General features: G+C 28.2%; 22 protein-coding genes, 1 tRNA gene and 1 pseudogene. 9 read left to right on the plus strand and 15 right to left on the minus strand.

Features of this window, described 5'->3' with window-relative positions:
• Positions 1–3: 3 nt before the first annotated feature.
• Positions 4–669 (plus strand): ribulose-phosphate 3-epimerase, encoded by a 666-nt coding sequence (locus ACM0IS_RS00880; RefSeq protein WP_416756393.1) that lies wholly within the window; start codon positions 4–6, stop codon positions 667–669.
• Between the two features lie 167 nt (positions 670–836).
• Here ACM0IS_RS00880 and ACM0IS_RS00885 read toward each other — a convergent pair whose 3' ends face one another.
• The 4 genes from ACM0IS_RS00885 to ACM0IS_RS00900 form a co-directional block, all read right to left on the minus strand.
• Complete coding sequence (locus ACM0IS_RS00885; RefSeq protein ID WP_416756265.1) at positions 837–1,208, minus strand: transposase; 372 nt, start codon at positions 1,206–1,208, stop codon at positions 837–839.
• Positions 1,209–1,638: 430 nt separating this feature from the next.
• Positions 1,639–1,953: a transposase gene (locus tag ACM0IS_RS00890; RefSeq protein ID WP_416756394.1), complete on the minus strand. Its 315-nt coding sequence runs from the start codon at positions 1,951–1,953 to the stop codon at positions 1,639–1,641.
• A 20-nt stretch (positions 1,954–1,973) separates the two neighbouring features.
• Positions 1,974–2,480 (minus strand): hypothetical protein, encoded by a 507-nt coding sequence (locus ACM0IS_RS00895; RefSeq protein ID WP_416756262.1) that lies wholly within the window; start codon positions 2,478–2,480, stop codon positions 1,974–1,976.
• 241 nt (positions 2,481–2,721) lie between these two features.
• Positions 2,722–2,934: a hypothetical protein gene (locus ACM0IS_RS00900; RefSeq protein ID WP_416756396.1), complete on the minus strand. Its 213-nt coding sequence runs from the start codon at positions 2,932–2,934 to the stop codon at positions 2,722–2,724.
• 221 nt (positions 2,935–3,155) lie between these two features.
• Between ACM0IS_RS00900 and ACM0IS_RS00905 the strand changes: the two genes are divergently transcribed.
• The gene (locus ACM0IS_RS00905; RefSeq protein ID WP_416756397.1) at positions 3,156–4,805 is read left to right on the plus strand and encodes an IS1634 family transposase; all 1,650 of its coding nucleotides are present in this window, start codon (positions 3,156–3,158) and stop codon (positions 4,803–4,805) included.
• A gap of 443 nt (positions 4,806–5,248) precedes the next feature.
• On the opposite strand, the gene tig is transcribed toward ACM0IS_RS00905, so the two are convergent.
• The 6 genes from tig to ACM0IS_RS00935 all read right to left on the minus strand — a co-directional run bounded on the left by tig (position 5,249) and on the right by ACM0IS_RS00935 (position 9,344).
• Complete coding sequence (gene tig, locus ACM0IS_RS00910) at positions 5,249–6,550, minus strand: trigger factor (protein ID WP_416756399.1); 1,302 nt, start codon at positions 6,548–6,550, stop codon at positions 5,249–5,251.
• Positions 6,551–6,603: 53 nt separating this feature from the next.
• Positions 6,604–7,623 (minus strand): NAD(P)H-dependent glycerol-3-phosphate dehydrogenase, encoded by a 1,020-nt coding sequence (locus ACM0IS_RS00915; protein WP_416756400.1) that lies wholly within the window; start codon positions 7,621–7,623, stop codon positions 6,604–6,606.
• A 46-nt stretch (positions 7,624–7,669) separates the two neighbouring features.
• Positions 7,670–7,744 (minus strand) — tRNA-Trp (locus tag ACM0IS_RS00920).
• Positions 7,745–7,770: 26 nt separating this feature from the next.
• Positions 7,771–7,989, minus strand: coding sequence for an acyl carrier protein (locus tag ACM0IS_RS00925; RefSeq protein ID WP_416755545.1), 219 nt, complete (start codon positions 7,987–7,989; stop codon positions 7,771–7,773).
• A gap of 13 nt (positions 7,990–8,002) precedes the next feature.
• A complete protein-coding gene (locus ACM0IS_RS00930; RefSeq protein WP_416756402.1) occupies positions 8,003–8,458 on the minus strand; it encodes an MHO_1590 family protein in 456 nt (151 codons plus the stop codon).
• The gene (locus ACM0IS_RS00935; protein ID WP_416756403.1) at positions 8,424–9,344 is read right to left on the minus strand and encodes an MHO_1580 family protein; all 921 of its coding nucleotides are present in this window, start codon (positions 9,342–9,344) and stop codon (positions 8,424–8,426) included. Before ACM0IS_RS00935 ends, ACM0IS_RS00930 begins: the two co-directional genes overlap by 35 nt.
• A gap of 58 nt (positions 9,345–9,402) precedes the next feature.
• Here ACM0IS_RS00935 and ACM0IS_RS00940 point away from each other — a divergent pair, with 58 nt between their 5' ends.
• From ACM0IS_RS00940 to ACM0IS_RS00950, 3 genes are all read left to right on the plus strand, one after another.
• A complete protein-coding gene (locus tag ACM0IS_RS00940; RefSeq protein ID WP_416756072.1) occupies positions 9,403–9,759 on the plus strand; it encodes a hypothetical protein in 357 nt (118 codons plus the stop codon).
• Positions 9,744–9,911, plus strand: a complete 168-nt coding sequence (locus ACM0IS_RS00945; protein WP_416756405.1) for a hypothetical protein — start codon at positions 9,744–9,746, stop codon at positions 9,909–9,911. Before ACM0IS_RS00940 ends, ACM0IS_RS00945 begins: the two co-directional genes overlap by 16 nt.
• Positions 9,912–10,072: 161 nt before the next feature.
• Positions 10,073–10,432 carry a DDE-type integrase/transposase/recombinase gene (locus ACM0IS_RS00950; RefSeq protein WP_416756348.1) on the plus strand — a complete coding sequence of 120 codons (360 nt, stop codon included), beginning with the start codon at positions 10,073–10,075 and terminating at the stop codon, positions 10,430–10,432.
• Positions 10,433–10,690: 258 nt separating this feature from the next.
• Here the strand turns inward: ACM0IS_RS00950 and ACM0IS_RS00955 are convergent, their stop codons facing one another.
• The 5 genes and pseudogenes from ACM0IS_RS00955 to proS all read right to left on the minus strand — a co-directional run bounded on the left by ACM0IS_RS00955 (position 10,691) and on the right by proS (position 14,435).
• Positions 10,691–11,008: a hypothetical protein gene (locus ACM0IS_RS00955; RefSeq protein WP_416756406.1), complete on the minus strand. Its 318-nt coding sequence runs from the start codon at positions 11,006–11,008 to the stop codon at positions 10,691–10,693.
• Positions 11,009–11,042: 34 nt separating this feature from the next.
• The gene (locus ACM0IS_RS00960; protein ID WP_416756407.1) at positions 11,043–11,585 is read right to left on the minus strand and encodes an MG284/MPN403 family protein; all 543 of its coding nucleotides are present in this window, start codon (positions 11,583–11,585) and stop codon (positions 11,043–11,045) included.
• Between the two features lie 380 nt (positions 11,586–11,965).
• Entirely contained in the window at positions 11,966–12,619 is a 654-nt protein-coding gene (locus tag ACM0IS_RS00965; protein ID WP_416756409.1) for an IS30 family transposase, read from the minus strand.
• A gap of 105 nt (positions 12,620–12,724) precedes the next feature.
• Positions 12,725–12,823: pseudogene (locus ACM0IS_RS00970) on the minus strand (helix-turn-helix domain-containing protein); the annotation flags it as partial.
• Positions 12,824–12,989: 166 nt separating this feature from the next.
• Positions 12,990–14,435 carry a proline--tRNA ligase gene (gene proS, locus ACM0IS_RS00975; RefSeq protein WP_416756411.1) on the minus strand — a complete coding sequence of 482 codons (1,446 nt, stop codon included), beginning with the start codon at positions 14,433–14,435 and terminating at the stop codon, positions 12,990–12,992.
• Positions 14,436–14,590: 155 nt separating this feature from the next.
• Here proS and ACM0IS_RS00980 point away from each other — a divergent pair, with 155 nt between their 5' ends.
• From ACM0IS_RS00980 to ACM0IS_RS00995, 4 genes are all read left to right on the plus strand, one after another.
• On the plus strand, positions 14,591–14,713 hold the full coding sequence (locus ACM0IS_RS00980) for a hypothetical protein (RefSeq protein WP_416756412.1): 123 nt from the start codon (positions 14,591–14,593) through the stop codon (positions 14,711–14,713).
• 432 nt (positions 14,714–15,145) lie between these two features.
• Positions 15,146–15,268, plus strand: a complete 123-nt coding sequence (locus ACM0IS_RS00985; RefSeq protein WP_416756412.1) for a hypothetical protein — start codon at positions 15,146–15,148, stop codon at positions 15,266–15,268.
• Positions 15,269–16,039: 771 nt separating this feature from the next.
• Entirely contained in the window at positions 16,040–16,873 is an 834-nt protein-coding gene (locus ACM0IS_RS00990) for a hypothetical protein (protein WP_416755905.1), read from the plus strand.
• Complete coding sequence (locus ACM0IS_RS00995) at positions 16,768–17,358, plus strand: IS30 family transposase (RefSeq protein ID WP_416755906.1); 591 nt, start codon at positions 16,768–16,770, stop codon at positions 17,356–17,358. Before ACM0IS_RS00990 ends, ACM0IS_RS00995 begins: the two co-directional genes overlap by 106 nt.
• Positions 17,359–17,439 lie beyond the last annotated feature (81 nt).

Below are 17,439 nucleotides of genomic sequence, written 5' to 3' on the forward strand. Positions count from 1 at the left end.
TATATGAAAAAATATGTTACACCAAGTTTATTAAACGTTGAAGCTGATAAGAGACTTCAAATGGCTAATACACTTGTTGAAAATGGGATAAAATGAATCCACTATGATGTAATGGATGGTAAATTTGTTCCAAATACAGCTATTCAAATTGATGAAATAGCAAATATTGCTCACAATGGTAAACCACACATTAAGGATGCTCACTTAATGGTTGTTAATCCATATGACTATGTAGAGGAAGTGAAAGATATAGTAGATATCATCACATTCCACTATGAAGCTATTGAGGATGATTTAGAATGTTTTGAAGAATTCTTAGCTAATAACCACCATGATTTAAAAATTGGATTAGCTATCAAGCCAGCTACACCTGTAGCAGCTATAAAACCATTTTTAGATCGCTTAGCATTAGTTTTAGTTATGTCAGTTGAACCTGGAGCAGGTGGACAAAAGTTCATGCCAGCAGCTTTAGACAAAATCGCTGAATTAAAGCATTTAAGAGACGATAATAGTTATGACTACCTAATTCAAGTTGATGGTGGAATCAACGCTGTAACAGGTCCAGAAAGCTTTATGGCAGGTGCTGATGCTTGTGTAGCTGGAACTTATATTGTTGTTGAACCAACAAAAGAACGTATTGCAACAGTTTTAGGTAAATTCGCAAAATAAGACTTAGGCTTTTTCTTTTAAATCACAAATAACTTTAAAATAAATCAAAACTCTATGCCTTAAAAATCTACGCCACAAAAGTAGGTGTAGATTTCCTGAGTTTCGGAGTTTTAAGGGTCAAAAAAACGAATAGTCCTATATTATGGGGCTATTCGTTTTTTCATACATTAAATTACTTGTACAAATTTTTTAAATATCGTTTCGATTGTTTCATAATCTGAAATATGGTCTGAGTTTTGAGTGTTTTTAATATAAATTTCTTCTTTAACTTCACCATTTACAACTTTCACTACCTTTTCAGCTGATTTTATCGCTGTGATAAGTCTATCATTAGAAAATTTATCAATAACTCCTGTGCTTGCAAGAACTGTATTGATCTTGTGAAGTAGAAATTTTATAATAACAAGAGATATGAAGCACAAAATTAAATGCGCATTAATGTGATCATCAGTTCATACATACATAGGTCTAACTTGAAGTGATGACTTCATTGTTCTAAAGTTTTCTTCTATTTGTCATTGTTTTGCATAAATATTCACCACTTCTTCTGGTGATAAGTCATGTCTTGAAGTTTCATAAATATAAAATCCATCTAATTGACTGTCTTGACTTAATTTTTGGCTATCTAATTCATAAAATGAACTTCCAATTTTCTTAAAGAATCTATATTTTTACCACTGGTTAGCTTGCTTGCTTCAACTAATCCATTTTTGTTTTTTAACTTGTTAAAGTTATCAATTAATATTTGTCTGTCTGCTTTATCTTTTGCTGCTCTTTTTTACTAAATGTAACAATTCTTCTTCTAACTATACCATTAGGTCTTTTTTATTAAAGAGTGAAACAACTTCTTGCTCTTTAAATTTGAATTCTTCATTTCCTTGATAATTACTTTCATCGAGCACGTATTCTTTAAAAGCTTTAGTTCCTGTTTTTAATCTATAAGAAATTACATAATCTATTCCTTTTGCTCTAGAAATCTAAGGTTTTAGAAGTTGACATTCCTTTATCAGCAATAATGGTTACATTTTTAATTTCGTATGTTTTAAGCATTTCTAAAATAAATGGGATAAATGTGTTTGCGTCTGCTGTATTTCCTTTAAAGGTTTTAAAATGAATTGGAATTCCATTTTCATCTGTTGCCATTCCAACCACCACTTGGTCTTCTTTGAATTTTCCATCTTTTGAATATCCACTGTGTCTTAATCCTGAACGGGAAAAACTTTCAAAATACATTGTTGTTGAGTCATAGAAAACTAATTCAACTTTTCTTGTTGTGTTTTTCATTATTTTTTCATTAACTTTATTTAGAATTGCTTTTTATTTTGATTAACCAGATCTAGTAGTGTATAGTATCCATCTTTACTTGTTTCTGGAGCACCTTCATATTTATACTTATCTTTATGCATTAATATGTAACTTTTCGCATCAATGATTCTGCTAGCAATTGTGTATTTTAAAAGTTTTTCAAGGTCTTTATGTCTTGTTTTTGGCAGGGCATTAAAAATCTCAAATTTATCAATTACACTGTAAAGTGTATTAATACCATAATTCACATTGTATACCTCGGTTTGAGAAGAATTTAATGCAAACATTATGCTTTGCTTAATTTTTTCTTTTGAATCATCAATATTTAAAGTCTCACATACATTTTTAATTACATTTATCGGGTCCGAACATAATGTTTCGAGTTTTTCTAATCTTCCAATTCCAACTTGGTTACTATATCCTTTCCCATATCCATTTGATGTGGCAACTGAAATATATGTGTGATCTTTTCTTTTGTGTTTTATTAGTATGAACTTATCTGACATATTCATATTATAGCACTTTATACAAGTAATACAAGTAGAAAAATAATAAAATTTAGAAGAATTAAAAAAGTCCATATATCTTTGATATATGAACGTAAAACTTTTAAAATAATTGTTGTTTTTTCAGGCTCAAACTTCGAAACTCAGGAAAAGTAGGTGTAGATTTTTAGTGTTATACTGCACATAAGAATACAAAAAAACGAATAGCTCTATATTACCGGGCTATTCGTTTTTTTATTCCTTATCAACTTTGAAACACAGGTTCTGATATAAGTGATTTTTTGTCAAGTTTATTGGTTATTTCGTAATATCTTTTAGCAATTTCTTTTAAGTCTTCAATAGGTATTGCATCTCAATTTATTTCACCTTTTTCATTTTTTATTTTTTGGCTTTTAGGTCTTCCACGCTTTTTCTTTAATGCTGGATCCTTTTTTGAAGTTAAAGAATATGTCATGCCTAAATTATATAGTTTTGTTCTATACCTTAAAGTTTTATAGAAACTATATTTTCTACCTTCAGTATATTCCTCCTGTGTTTCCAAGTTGGAGACACTTTTTTTGTATTTTTTTATTAAAAATTAATTTTCTATTTATGAAATAAATAGCTCTAATTTCTGATCCAAAAAATTTTTATTTTTTATTACATAATTACATAGAAAAGTGATATAATAAGGGCATGGAAAAATGAATAGTCGTAAAAAATAAGAAAAAAGATGATTACTACGTAAGTCTTGGAATTTCAGGTGGATATGGTAAAGGTTATAAGAGATCAATAAGTATCGGAAGTTTATCAGTACTTGAAAAGACGCATGAAAATGCATTAGATGTTTTAAAACAAATAGCGAAAACATTGCCTACTGATGCTGATAAAGAGTATATTAAATCTAAAATATCGGAAGCTTTTGAATTAACTAAGGTGGAATTTGGAACTTATAACGTCGGTGTTGAATTACTCTACAAAATAATTAAGGATTTAGAACTTTTTCAAGGGTTAGAAAAAGGAAAAAAGAAACAAACAGAAGAAATTTTTGAATTTCTAATTGCAAAAAGAATACTAGAACCTGAAAGTATGTTGAGAAGTTTTACTAATAAACATAAGTTTATTAACGAAATTAATGTCAAAAAATCAACTGTTTATAATTTCTTAGATTTTGTAGCTGAAAATAAGCAAAAACTAGTTAAAAATGTGAATAATAAAATTTCAGAAGTCACAAACAGAAATGTTAGTCTAGTGTTCATGGATGCCACCACATTATATTTTGAAACATTTGTAAATACAAATGAAGACTTAAAAGAAAAATTCACTCTTAAAAGAGCTGGATATTCAAAAGATGGGAAGTTTAAAGAGGACCAAGTTGTGCTTGGGATGGTTACAGATAGCAACGGAATACCTCTTGATTTTGCACTTTTACCTGGTAATGTTGCTGATCAAAAAACTTTAATTCCCACAATAAATGAACTTGGAGAAATTTATAACATAACCAATGTCACAGTTATTGCTGACAAAGGTATGAATCAATATCAAAACAAAATGTGATTAAAAAATAATGGCCTAAATTACATTTTTCCAGTTAGACTTAAAGGTACAAGTAAAAAATTCAAAGAGTATGTTGTAAATGAAACAGATTATAAAGAAATTGATGGTTTACTTTGTAAAGAGGTTGAACAAGTTAATATTGATGCAGAAAATAATGCAATGAAAGTTAGACAAGTAGTGATTTACGATAAATACAAAGCTAAAAGAGATGCAGCACTTAGAAACGAAGTTATCGAAAGATTTAATAAAATTAAATCTACTGATGGAACAGCCACAGCAAGAAGCATGATATCTTATAAAAAGTATAAATATTTCAAAGAAATACAAGAATCTAAATTCGCCATGGATATGGACAAAGTTAGAGAAGATAAGAAACTCGATGGTTATATAGTTTTTGAAACCACAAGATGAGACTTATCAATTAAAGAAATCTTAGACATTTATAAAAATCAATGAAGAATTGAAAATAACTTTAGAGACTTAAAAACAACTTTAGAAACTAGACCTATGTTTGTCAGAACTGATGAACATGTTCTGGGACATATAACAATTTGCTTTATTGCATTAGTTATTCTTAATTATTTAACATGATTAGTAAATAAAAACCAAGCCCAAAAACTTGGTGTATTAGATAAAATAACATCTCAGCAAATATTATTAGCAATAAAATCTGCCATGGTTAATTTTAAAAAGGTGGATGGTGTAGTCGTTGAAGAAAAAATGTGAAGTTCTGATGAAATTAAAGAAGAAATCGAACTGTACCATTACATTTTAAACTTAATAAAGTAATTTTTCTATGTAATTTTAAGAACAAAAAAACGAATAGCTCTATATTACGGGGCTATTCGTTTTTTACTCCTTATCAACTTGGAAACACAGGTTAATGCTGGATCCTTTTTTGAAGTTAAAGAATATGTCATGCCTAAATTATATAGTTTTGTTCTATACCTTAAAGTTTTATAGAAACTATATTTTCTACCTTCAGTATATTCCTCATCGATCATAGATAAATACTTTTCATAAAGTTCATTATATTTAGCATTGTTGTTATACATATTTATTAGTTCTAGTCATTATAAAGGTTTTATGTGTCTACCCATATATTCTCCTTTGTTTATATAAAAAGCTGACAATTTCTTGTCAACTTTATGTGTCCTAGTTTATAAAGCCAGGTATTTTAGTGTTGCACTGGAGATTACACTCCAGATAGTACATATTGTACTATTAAAATATTATTTAACAATTTCTTGAAAGTCTTTTTCAAGTTTTTCTGCTAATTCTGGGTTAATGTCACTTAAGATTAATGACATTCTTAATGATGAAATTACAAATTCATGTGCAGCTTCTTGTGAGAATCCGAATGTAACAAATTTCTTAGTAAATTCATTAATTTGTTCTGCTGTAGCATTAACATGGTATTTTTCAACTAATGATCTGTAAGCTTCAGCTTTTGTAACTTGGTCAAGAGCTTGTTTCTTGAACTCTTCTTCTAAGTCTTTTTCTGTTGATTTGATTAAGTTTAAGTATTCTTGTTTCTTGATTCCGTATTGTTTTAATGAATTTTCGAATTCTTTTTTGCTGTGTTCTACATGAGCAACAACTAATGATTCGTGGATAACTGGTTTAGCTTTTTCAATAATTTGTTTTACAACTTCTTCATAGAAGTTTACATTTGCTTCAACAAATTTTCTAACTCTTAAGTTTCCTTTTAAAACATTTTCTAATGATTTTAAATCAGTTACATTAGGGTCTTGGAACATTTTAACATTTTCATCTGTTAATTTAAATAATTTTAATCTCTTAACAGAGTTAATTGTTACTTGGAATACTGCTTCTTTGTTTCGGTATTCTTTCACAAAGTAATCGTTAGGGAATTTAACAGTTACATCACCTTTGTATCCAATTTTCTTATCAACAAGTTGATCTTCAAATCCAGGAATAAATGTATTTGATCCTAATTTTAAATCATATCCTTTAGCTTCTCCACCTTCAAATGGTTCATTATCGATAAATCCTTTAAAATCAATATTAACTGTATCACCTAATTTAGTTGTAGCATCTGTATCTTCGACAGCTTCTTCGACTGACATGTTTTCTTCAAGTTCTTTGATAGTTTCTTCAACATCTTTTTTAGCAATTTTAATTGCTGTATATTTAACTTTTAAGTCTTTCATGTCCACATCAAAGTTTGGTTGAAGTACAAATTTATATTCTAATACTAAACCATCTTTGTTTAAATCATATGATAATAAAGGTTGTGAATAACTTTTAATGTTGTTTTTGATTGTGTATTCAATAACTTCACCAAAGTGTTGACCATTAAAGTGTTTAACTGTTTTACCAAGTACAACTTGAGGGTCTAAATGAGCTCTTAATTTTTCTTCAGGAGCTTTACCTGGTCTATATCCTTTAACTTTTACACTTTTCATTAATTTGTTTGAAACTTCATCTAGTTTCTTTTGGAATTCTGAAGCATCAACAGTAAGTGTAACAACTACTTGTGCTTTATCTTTTTCTTCTTTGTGTTTAATCATTATTTCTCCTATTAATGTACTTTAAATATTAATATCTATATTTTACATTGTTTTTAGTTTTTTTGGAATTCTTTAGGCTTAAAAAAATCTAATATATCTTGCTCAGATTTGCCTTCAAATAAGATGCTAATAATGTTTTGTAAGAATGGTATATTAGCAATTTGATACTCAGCAATCAGTTTTTGTAATGTCTTTGCTGTATCATACCCTTCAATAGTAAGCTGTTGCTCTGCTAGAGCTTTATTAATTCCGAATTCAGCTATTTTAGCACCGAACGAAAAGTTACGACTCGAAGGTGATGAACATGTTAAAAAGATATCACCAAATGATGAGAAATTATAACCTATTGTATTTTCTCCATGTGGATACATAGCTTTATAAACATTAAATATTTCTCCTGTTCCCATAGTTAGTAATCCTGCATGAGAATTTTGACCTGGATATAAAACTGAAGTTATTCCGAGTCCGATGGCTAAAACATTTTTTAATGCAGAAAATAGTTCTGCCCCTTTAATTTCACTAAATGGCTTTACATAAAAATGTGAATTATTGAAATATTGAGCAATCTTTGCATTGAATTCTAAATTTACACCAACAATGTTTACCATAGTTAGCTTGCCAGCAAAAACCTCAGCAGCAAATGAAGGCCCCATTATTGATGAAAAGTTAGCGATATTGTCTCCATAATTTTCTTTAATATATTGTGAGAAGAATTGTTTTGTATTTGGTTCTAGGCCTTTTGATAAATTAATTAAATTAATCTTTCTATTCCCTAGAATTGTAGATACCTTTGTTAATAAAGAACCCACTGCAACAGAAGGCACAGCAAGAATGGCTGTATCTATTTGATCCAAGAAGAAGTCTAGATTATCTGTTGCTGAAATTAACTCAGGATTGCGGAATTTTACTTCACCAAAATATTTTGAGTTAAGCCCATTATTAATATCTGCAATTTCAGTTTCTGAAATCCCATACATTACAACTTTGTTCCCATTTTCTACCAGTATGTTTGCAAGTGCAGAGCCGAATGCTCCAGTCCCTAAAACACCGAATTTTAATTTGTTTTCTTTCATATGTGTAATAATTTTACTTTATTATCAAAAAAAGAGTATAAAAAAATGGCAGGAGTAGCAGGATTCGAACCCACAACACACGGGGTTGAAGCCCGTTGTTCTACCGTTGAACTATACTCCTAGCGCATTAGAATTATACTATAAAAATTAATTAGAAAAAATAGAAATTATATCCTTTACAGTTTCAACATTTCTTAATTGTTCATCAGAAATCTCGATACCAAATTTAGCTTCTGCTTCAAATAAAAGTTCAGCTAAATCTAAAGAATCAATTCCTATTTCCTTTATATTATCGTCTTCTGAAATATTCTTTTTCTTTGATAGCTTTTTTAATTCTAATAAAATGATTTCTTTTTTATTGTCCATATTTATATTATAGCTAATCAATAAGAATCTCAAAAGATTTTTCATCCATTGATGTTTTGTTTTTAGCGATATATAAGAAGTCTATAATAGCGTGTTTTTGTGATAGCAATTTATAATCAAAATAAAGCTTACCATCATTTTTTCTTAGCCTTCTTACTACATCTTTTACAATTTCTTGGATAATAGTCTCGTCCATAAATTTATTATTTTTTTGATCTGTTTTTATAAACTTCTCAAAAAATCTTGGTTCTAAGTTGGGTATAAAATTTTCTTTTTTATATTGTGAAAAGTATCTTTTATCCTTGTATATAGAACTGTCTAGTGATTCAATATCATCTTTCGTGGTTTTATTTATTTTTCAAGAATAAATATAATAACTACTTGTGCCAATCAAACTAGCTACACCAATTAAAACAGCAACTAAAAGAAATGACTTAATTCATGAGCTTACGTTTTTTGTTTTCTTCAATTAGTAAATAATCCTGTATTTTAAATTCGTCACCTAGCACATTTATATAGTCAGCTTCTAAATTAATAAGATATTTATATTTAATTTCTTTTTGCGGTTCTATTTCAATTATTTTCAATTTCTTGTTAAATTGTTCATCATGTTCATTAGTTCCAACAACATTATACTTTTTTATTGCTTGTATTTTTCCGTAGGTATAATCGATGTCATATATTACATCAAATGTGCCATCATACTTATATGGTATTTTAAGTGCATACGATCCTTGGGATAGGTTGCTTTTTGTTATTGTTTGTTCCACTTCATTTGTGTATAGCATCTCACCCAAGTGAGCATTATACGCTATACCAGTTTTATAATATATATCATTATTTAACATGATGTTGTTTTTGTATTCATTTTGTGTCGAAAGTTTGATTTTTTCACTATTAAACTGACTTAATAGTATTGAGTCAAATCTTATTGGGATATACTCATTAAAATTCAACTCGTCAGGAAATCGTAGTAGCTTTTTATCATTATATTCGTAGCCTGAAATAATATTGCTGTGATATCCTTTATTATCTAATTGTTCAAAATTTAGAATAATATTGTGATAATACAATTCTTTCCAATATTTTTTATTACTTTCAAAATTTACATTATATGAATATGGAACCTTTACTTTTGCTGTATTTGAATAAGGGTTAATTACAATTTTCTCGTTCTTATCTTTTTCTAGAATTAACTGATATTCCTTTAATAAGGTTCTCTTATCACTAAAAGCTTTTTCAGTTCAAAATTGGATAACTATATTATCGATATCACTGAATTTTTGATTTAACGTGGAATATGGAACACGTTTGATCTGTTTTTTAAATGTACCATTATACGTGCTAAATTCCACGTATATTAGGAGAAAATTTTAAGACACATTCCAAAATTAAGAAAGGAATGTGTTTTTTATGTCAAGAAAACAATTCACTGTAGAACAAAAATTAAAATATATTAATCTTGCTTTAAATAAAGGAATCGAGTATGCTCAAATAGAATTTGTTGAAGAATTTTGAGAAGAAAGATACAAAGACGTATACACTTCATATGCCAGAAGAAAACGTAATGTTAATCCTTATCGATACGCATACAAATATATCAAATATTGAATTAACATATATAATACTGATATGACAAAATTAGAATCTCAAACCGGAAAATCTTCTAAAAAGGGAAAGCATCAGGTAGGCCACCTAAACGTAGAAGCATTAATGAATTCGATGATCATGATAGAAATTTATATCAAGAAATTATGGAAGAAATATTAGAGGAAAATGGTATTAATCCAAATGTAATCATTCAAAAGATAAAAGAAAGAAAGCAAAAAAATCAATCATTTCATAACAATAAATTAGCAGCTGAGGTATTTCATGTAAACAGAACATCTATTTACAGCACATATGAAAAAGCAGAAAAATAGATAGAAGAAATCAATATTTAGATGATACTGTTATTGATTGGCTAAAAACGCAAATCGAATTATCAAATAATGTCATTGGAAGAGATAAACTTTTTCACAAATACGTCTATGAGACAGGGCATAAAATTTCAACTTATGCTTTTAGAATTAATTTTGATTCTTTGGGTTATAAATCAAATGCATATAAAAATAGAAGAAAAGATAAACCACCAAAGGAAGAAAAATATGATAGAGTTTGGGCTCCAGATTTGATTAAAGGAAATTTCGTTTCAAGTTATTTTGGAGAAGTTTTACATGCAGATATTAAATATGTGAAAGTAAATGGTGTTTGACATTATTTACATGTGGTTACTGAAACTTATTCTGGTGCGATACTTGGCTGAACATTATCTATTGATAGAACTGCACAAGCAAGTATAAATTTATTGCAGGCATGCATCGATAAATATAATATAAAACCAAGTGTTTTTCACTCTGATCATGGTATCGAATATGCAAACAAAATGTTTTCAAATTTTTAAAGTCTCTTAATATAGCTCAATCAATGTCTCCAAAGGGCAATTCATTAAGAAATAGGCCATCAGAATTCTTATTTTCAATATTTCAAAGAGAACTTTTTGACTTTTATAATACATCCAATTTAGAATATGAAATAGTTTATAATTTAATTAATTCATTCGTGTTTTGATATAACACAGAAAGACCACAAAGAAATTTAGAATATAAAACACCATATGATATTTCTAATCATATGGCGCTATGTGTCTAAAATTTTTATCCTAATATATGCTAAATTCCACGAATAGTTTTTTATTTATGTAGACTGAGGCATGAACATCAAGACTATGCTTAATGATACTGTCCCTAATCAACTTTACTACATTATGAGGGATTATACTCTCTGTGATTAATGTATTAATATCGGTACTATTAATTAAATCTTTACGTCACTCGTATAGGTTATCTTCAAATCCGAATGTTATATCAGCTAAACCATTTGACGCAATTCGATCTATTGTTAATGCAAATCTTGCATTAAAACCACTTATAGCTTGATCAGAAACTAACGTATTAACTTTAATCCGTCTTTCATTCACTATATAGGTGTCGTTTTGATTAATGTAATCTATATTAATCATAATCTAATTGTAAGAGAAATTTTCCAAACTCTAATATAGCACTATGTTTCTTTTTGTAAAACGTAGTTTTTGAGAAATGTTCGAGATATCAATGCTTATTGTCTTTCGTCTCAGGATCAATATATGTTTTATGAATGATTCATGAGTTTTCAGCACTCATCATTGCCAAGATATAACTAAAAATGCTATTGGTTCTTTTTAGCCCTTGTTCCATTTCATCAATGGTTTCTTTAATTTGTTCGTCTTTTGTAGTCATATATTGAATTCACAGCAATGCTAATCTTTGCTTATTTTTTGACTCTGTTTCTTTATGAGCTGTAATAATATATTTAATTATATTTTCTATTGCATCATAAAGACTTTTTAAATTAAGACCATTTGAGTCATAAATATTCTTTAGAGCATCAATATTACCCGTTTGAGCATATTCTTTTATATCTTGAGCTTCTTTATCTAGCGCAGCATTAAGATTCTTAATAACTTCTTTATAGCCACGAGCTAAAGTCGCTTTATGGGTCTTTTCTTTTTTGTCCATAATTCTCCTTTCTCACTTAATACATTAATTTTTTTATTTTTTGCATGTTTTTTTCTAAAAATTTTTTATTTAGGCAATTTTTGATGATTTTTGGCAAAAAATGAGCAGTTTTTGGCCCTAAATACAAATTTGATCAAAAAAAAGTAGCAAAAAAGCTATTTCCTGTATTCTTATGCGCAGTATAACACTAAAAATCTACACCTAATTTTGTGGCGTAGATTTTTTCTTGCGATTGTTATTTAATTTTACGAAGTGAACTAAGTGCTTTTTTCCTTTCTTTTTTTTGAGTTTTTCAAAAATATCTAGAGCAGATTTTCATTCAAAAATTTTTCTTGGTTTTGAATTAATTTCATTCTCTAATTTCTGCAATGATTTGTCATTTAAATTATCAAAATTTGTTTTTTTATATCTTCTTCTATTAATCCATTTGCATTTTCGTTGGTTCCTCTTTGAAAAGAACAATAAGGCTGCGCCTTGTATATTTGAAAGCCTTTTCTTTTAGCGACAAATTGAAGCTTTTCAAATTCTAGCCCATTAGCTGCAGTGATTGAATAAACATACATCCCTTCACTTTCCATTATTGTTATAAGTTTTGAGAGTTTTTTATTAATTTCAAATAGGTCCTTTCCATGAACTTTTATAATTTTAAGAAGTCTTGTTTGTCTTTCAACTAGAGTTAATAAATGATCATGAATCCCTGCTTTTTTACCTATAACCAAATCTATTTCTCAATGTCCAAATTCACTTCTATCATTGATTTTATGTGGTCTAAGTGCAATTGGAAAAGTATATTTATTATGAGTTAGCCTATGAATTCCGGGTTTACGCTTTGAGTTTTTTGACTTATATCTAGGCTTTTTTAATCAGTCTGGCTTTCAGTGATAATAATCTATTCAACGATAAATTGTAGATATTGATGGCATAAAACAATCCCATTTATTTTTAACTTTATGTCACGTTGCTTCGATACTAATTACACTCTTAGAATATTCAGCCTTAAAATGTTTAAGGAATTTTGAATATTTTTCATCCATTCACGGAAATGATCTTTTAAAATGATATCTGTGCATAGACATTAAGAATGATTTTTGAGACTCATATTCATTATTAACAGTATTTCGTTTTCACTCCCTTGAAATAGTTGATGGATTTCTATTTATAATTTTAGCGATATCTCTTATTGTGTGATGACTAGTAAAGTACAACACCTCAATATTTTCTCTTTCTTTCAGAGATAATCGTTTGTATTTTCTCTACATACTTATATAATTATTTAAGCACTCGGTTCGTCAATTAAACAGGGTGCTTTTCTTATGCAAGAATATACAAAAACACCCCATAAATATTGTATAGGGTGTTGGGCTGTATTTAAGAATCCAGGAAGTAGCAAAAAAGCTACTTTCATTAATATGCTTTAGCAAAAACTACATAACGATTTGTCTCATTATTGCATTCCGGGTTAATACATTTAACATTTTTATTTGGTTTGTTAAGTGACATTGGAATACATCTTGCTGTTGCACCTGTTTCATCTTTAATTTTTTGTTCTACTTCGCCACCACAGCAAAATGGGGCCACAACAAATTTGTGATTTGCAATCTCAAATTTAAAGTCATCATAATTGTAAACATATACTCTATTATGAATAAGTCTTTGTTCAGCTTGTTCATATAAGTTGTCATGAATATCTGTTAGTAACTTATTAATATGTTTCTTAACATCAGCGATTTTAACTTGAACTTTTTCAAGAGTATCTCTACGAACTATAGTAACACAATCATTTTCAACATCTTTAGGTCCAATTTCTATTCTAACAGGAACTCCTTGGATTTCTGAGTTAGAAGCTTTGAAACCAGGATTCTTATCTGAGCTATCTAATCTAACACGGTATTTTCTTGATAGGTTTTTATATAGTTCTTGTGCAACTTGTGATACTTTTGGTTCTTTATTTGAAAATAGTTCTAATATATCTACTTGAACTGGTGCAACAAAGGGTGGAATAATGATACCACGGTTATCACCATGTGTCATGATAAGCGCACCAATTAATCTTGTAGTAACACCTCATGATGTTTGATATGCATAATCAAATTCATTATCTTCGTTTTTAAATGTGATTTCAAATGGTTTCGAAAAGTTTTGAGCTAAATAGTGACTAGTTCCAGCTTGTAATGCTTGTCCGTCTTTCATCATAGCTTCAATTGTTCATGTAGTACATGCTCCAGCAAATTTTTCATTAGGGGTTTTCTTCCCAATAATTGTTGGTATAGCTAAATATTTCTTTAAGAATTTAGCATATAGTTTAATCATATCCTTTGTTAATGCACGTGCTTCTTTAGGATCAGCATGAACTGTGTGTCCTTCTTGTCATAGGAATTCACGAGATCTTAAAAAAGGTCTAGTTGTTTTTTCTCATCTAACAACATTTACTCATTGGTTATATATAACTGGAAGGTCCTTATATGAATTAATAGAATTCTTATATAAATAAGCAAATAATACTTCAGAAGTAGGACGTACAAAAAGTTTTTCATCTAACTTTTTATCACCCACCATAGTAACAGTAACTAGCTCAGGATTAAATCCCTCTATATGTTCTTTTTCTTTATTAAATAATGATTCTGGAATTAAAAGAGGTAGGTTTACATTTTGCACCCCTTTTTCTTTAAAAGCTTCATTTAATCCAGCTTGGATTAATTCTCAAATACCATAAGCATTTGGCAATAAAATCATTGTTCCTTTTGCAGGACCATACATCATTAATTTTCCGTTTTGGACAACATCTGTATATCATTGTGAGAAATCTTGTTCTAATGGAGTAATTTTTTCTAATTTTCTATCTATTTTCATAATCAGGTATATTATAAAACAAAAACCCTTATTTTTGTTTTAAAATTGCATAAAAAACACCTATTGTGAAATAAGATTTATTTTGTCACCCCTCCAAATAAGATTTATTTTGTCACCCCCCTTTAGAAATAATGGTCGATGTCTAAAATTCTTATATGAATTTCAAAATAGACATAAATAAAATAAATGGACTAACAGATTATAAAATAAGAAAAACTCTTTCTGATCTTAAAGACCATCCAGCAGACTTTAAAAATTATTACAATTTAAGATTATAAAGAGCACTAAATATAAAATATTTTTTAATAATATGGGCGCAAACAGAAAAAATTGAAGAGTAGATGTTGAATTATATAGAAAAGTGTTGACAGATGTACGATAGTTAATTATGCTGTATTTATTAAAGAAAAAAGACAATGCAATAACTTTTCTGTAGGCTAAAAGCATTGTCTTCTAATATAAAATATGGTATTTATATTGAATAATTATCATATATCTTTTGCCATATTTCATTAGCTGTAGCGATGGCAAAAATAGAGCTTATTTTGCCTGTCTAGGGGTGACAAAATAGAGCTTATTCTACCCTTATTTTTGTTTTAAAATTGCATAAAAACACCTATTGTGAAATAAGATTTATTTTGTCACCCCTCCAAATAAGATTTATTTTGTCACCCCCTTTAGAAATAATGGTCGATGTCTAAAATTCTTATATGAATTTCAAAATAGACATAAATAAAATAAATGGACTAACAGATTATAAAATAAGAAAAACTCTTTCTGATCTTAAAGACCATCCAGCAGACTTTAAAAATTATTACAATTTAAGATTATAAAGAGTACTAAATATAAAATATTTTTTAATAATATGGGCGCAAACAGAAAAAATTGAAGAGTAGATGTTGAATTATATAGAAAAGTGTTGACAGATGTACGATAGTTAATTATGCTGTATTTATTAAAGAAAAAAGACAATGCAATAACTTTTCTGTAGGCTAAAAGCATTGTCTTCTAATATAAAATATGGTATTTATATTGAATAATTATCATATATCTTTTGCCATATTTCATTAGCTGTAGCGATGGCAAAAATAGAGCTTATTTTGCCTGTCTAGGGGTGACAAAATAGAGCTTATTCTACACTTATTTTTGTTTTAAAATTGCATAAAAACACCTATTGTGAAATAAGATTTATTTTGTCGTTCCTCCAAATAAGATTTATTTCGTCACTTCTTGAACATATGTGAGTAAGAACTTTTTATAACTAAATTTAATTCAATTAATAAAGCTGTTATATTAATAATAATACTATTGCTACAGTAGTTACTGCTTACGAAGAAGGCAATTACTTTTCTACTATTTGATAGTTCATTATTAAGCTTTTTTATTTCAAGATATAAAAAGATTATAAAATCTCGCAGTTGTGTAGATTTAAAAACTACCTTTAGCATTAAATTAAGAGAGTAAAGATTAAAAAATGGTTAATATAATTAAAATAAAAATTAAAAAGATGACATTCCACTAAAGGTAAAGTGGAGCTGTCATCTTTTTGGTTCCTGTTGTAAAATTAGTGTACAAAAACAAAAGAAAGGAACCAATTTAATTATATGATAACTGCAACTAAAATGCACAAGAAAAATATAATTTGTGTTGAAACAGAAATAAGAATAGACAATTTTGATAACACAAAAAAACAAATTACAAAATGCGAACATTTTATTTTGAGACCTTACAAGGATAAAACATTAAAGACTAAACTTGACAATGAACTTAACAAAGCTAGAAAGCAAAACACTAATTATTTCCAATTAAGTAACTTATCTTGTTTGTTTGATAACTTACAGAGATACAATAGCTTAATTGAAATCTCTAAAGTGATGAATATAAATATTAAAACAATCAAAAGTAACATCGAAAACGCTGCTGAAGAATACAAATATACAACAACAGCAAAATGTAAGAGATGTAAATCAAAGATGATGACTGTTACATATTTATCGCTAGAAGAATGAACTTATACAAAAATTGCATTAGCTCAGAATATTTATGAGTCAAATGTAATGAAAAGTTGTGAAAGATTAAAACCAATACAAGACTTTTTGATTGAGTGAAGTAATTTAAGAAAGAAATACAAAAAATTAAGAAAAGAAAATCCTGATATGGATCTTGGTGAAAATATTAAATATACCATGCAAGTATCAGCAGCTCGTTTATTAGATGAATATACCAAGAAATATAAAGGTCAAAATGTGTTTATCCCTACACTAAAGACATTTTATAATGCAATAGACACTAAATTAGATATCGACTTCAGTATGTTTGTGGGTAAAAAGGAATGAGCAATTCATCATTTGACAAATCTCAAAAGAAGAAAAAACGAAAATACACAAAGTCAAAAATTCAAGGCGCAACTTCTATTCATAATAGAGATGAAAGCATAAACAACCGCGAAGAAGCTGGACATTACGAAATGGATACAGTTGTGTTTAATAAGTCTAGCAAACTTATTTTAGTAACTGTTTATGAAAGAAAATCAAGATTAGGATATGCGATGCTTTCAAAAAGAGATGCTCAATCAGTTGTTAAAACTGTCCAAAAAATCATTAAACTTTATGGTCTTACAATTAAGACATTAACAATAGATAATGGCTCTGAAAACACATTATTGCACACAATTCCAGGAATAGGAAAAATCTATACTTGTGACCCTTATTCTTCGTATCAAAAAGGTGGAATTGAATGTTGACACAAAGAATTACGAAAGTTTATTCCAAAAGGAAAATATTATTCCTGAATAAATGATCAAAACATAATGAACATTTGCCATATTATCAATAGCTCAAAAGAGAATATAAAATTCCGGGTAGTTTATACACTGTGCGCATGAGTGCATATGAATTTTATTCAACATATTGTTAAAAAATAGCAAACTTTTAAAATAACCTCATCAAATTTTTATGGGTGAGGTGCCTTTTCTACTGCTTTTTTTATAAAAAACCTTTAAAAT

It is taken from the genome of Mycoplasma aquilae ATCC BAA-1896 (assembly GCF_048074525.1).
In the GTDB taxonomy this organism is placed as follows: domain Bacteria; phylum Bacillota_I; class Bacilli_A; order Mycoplasmatales; family Metamycoplasmataceae; genus Mycoplasmopsis; species Mycoplasmopsis aquilae.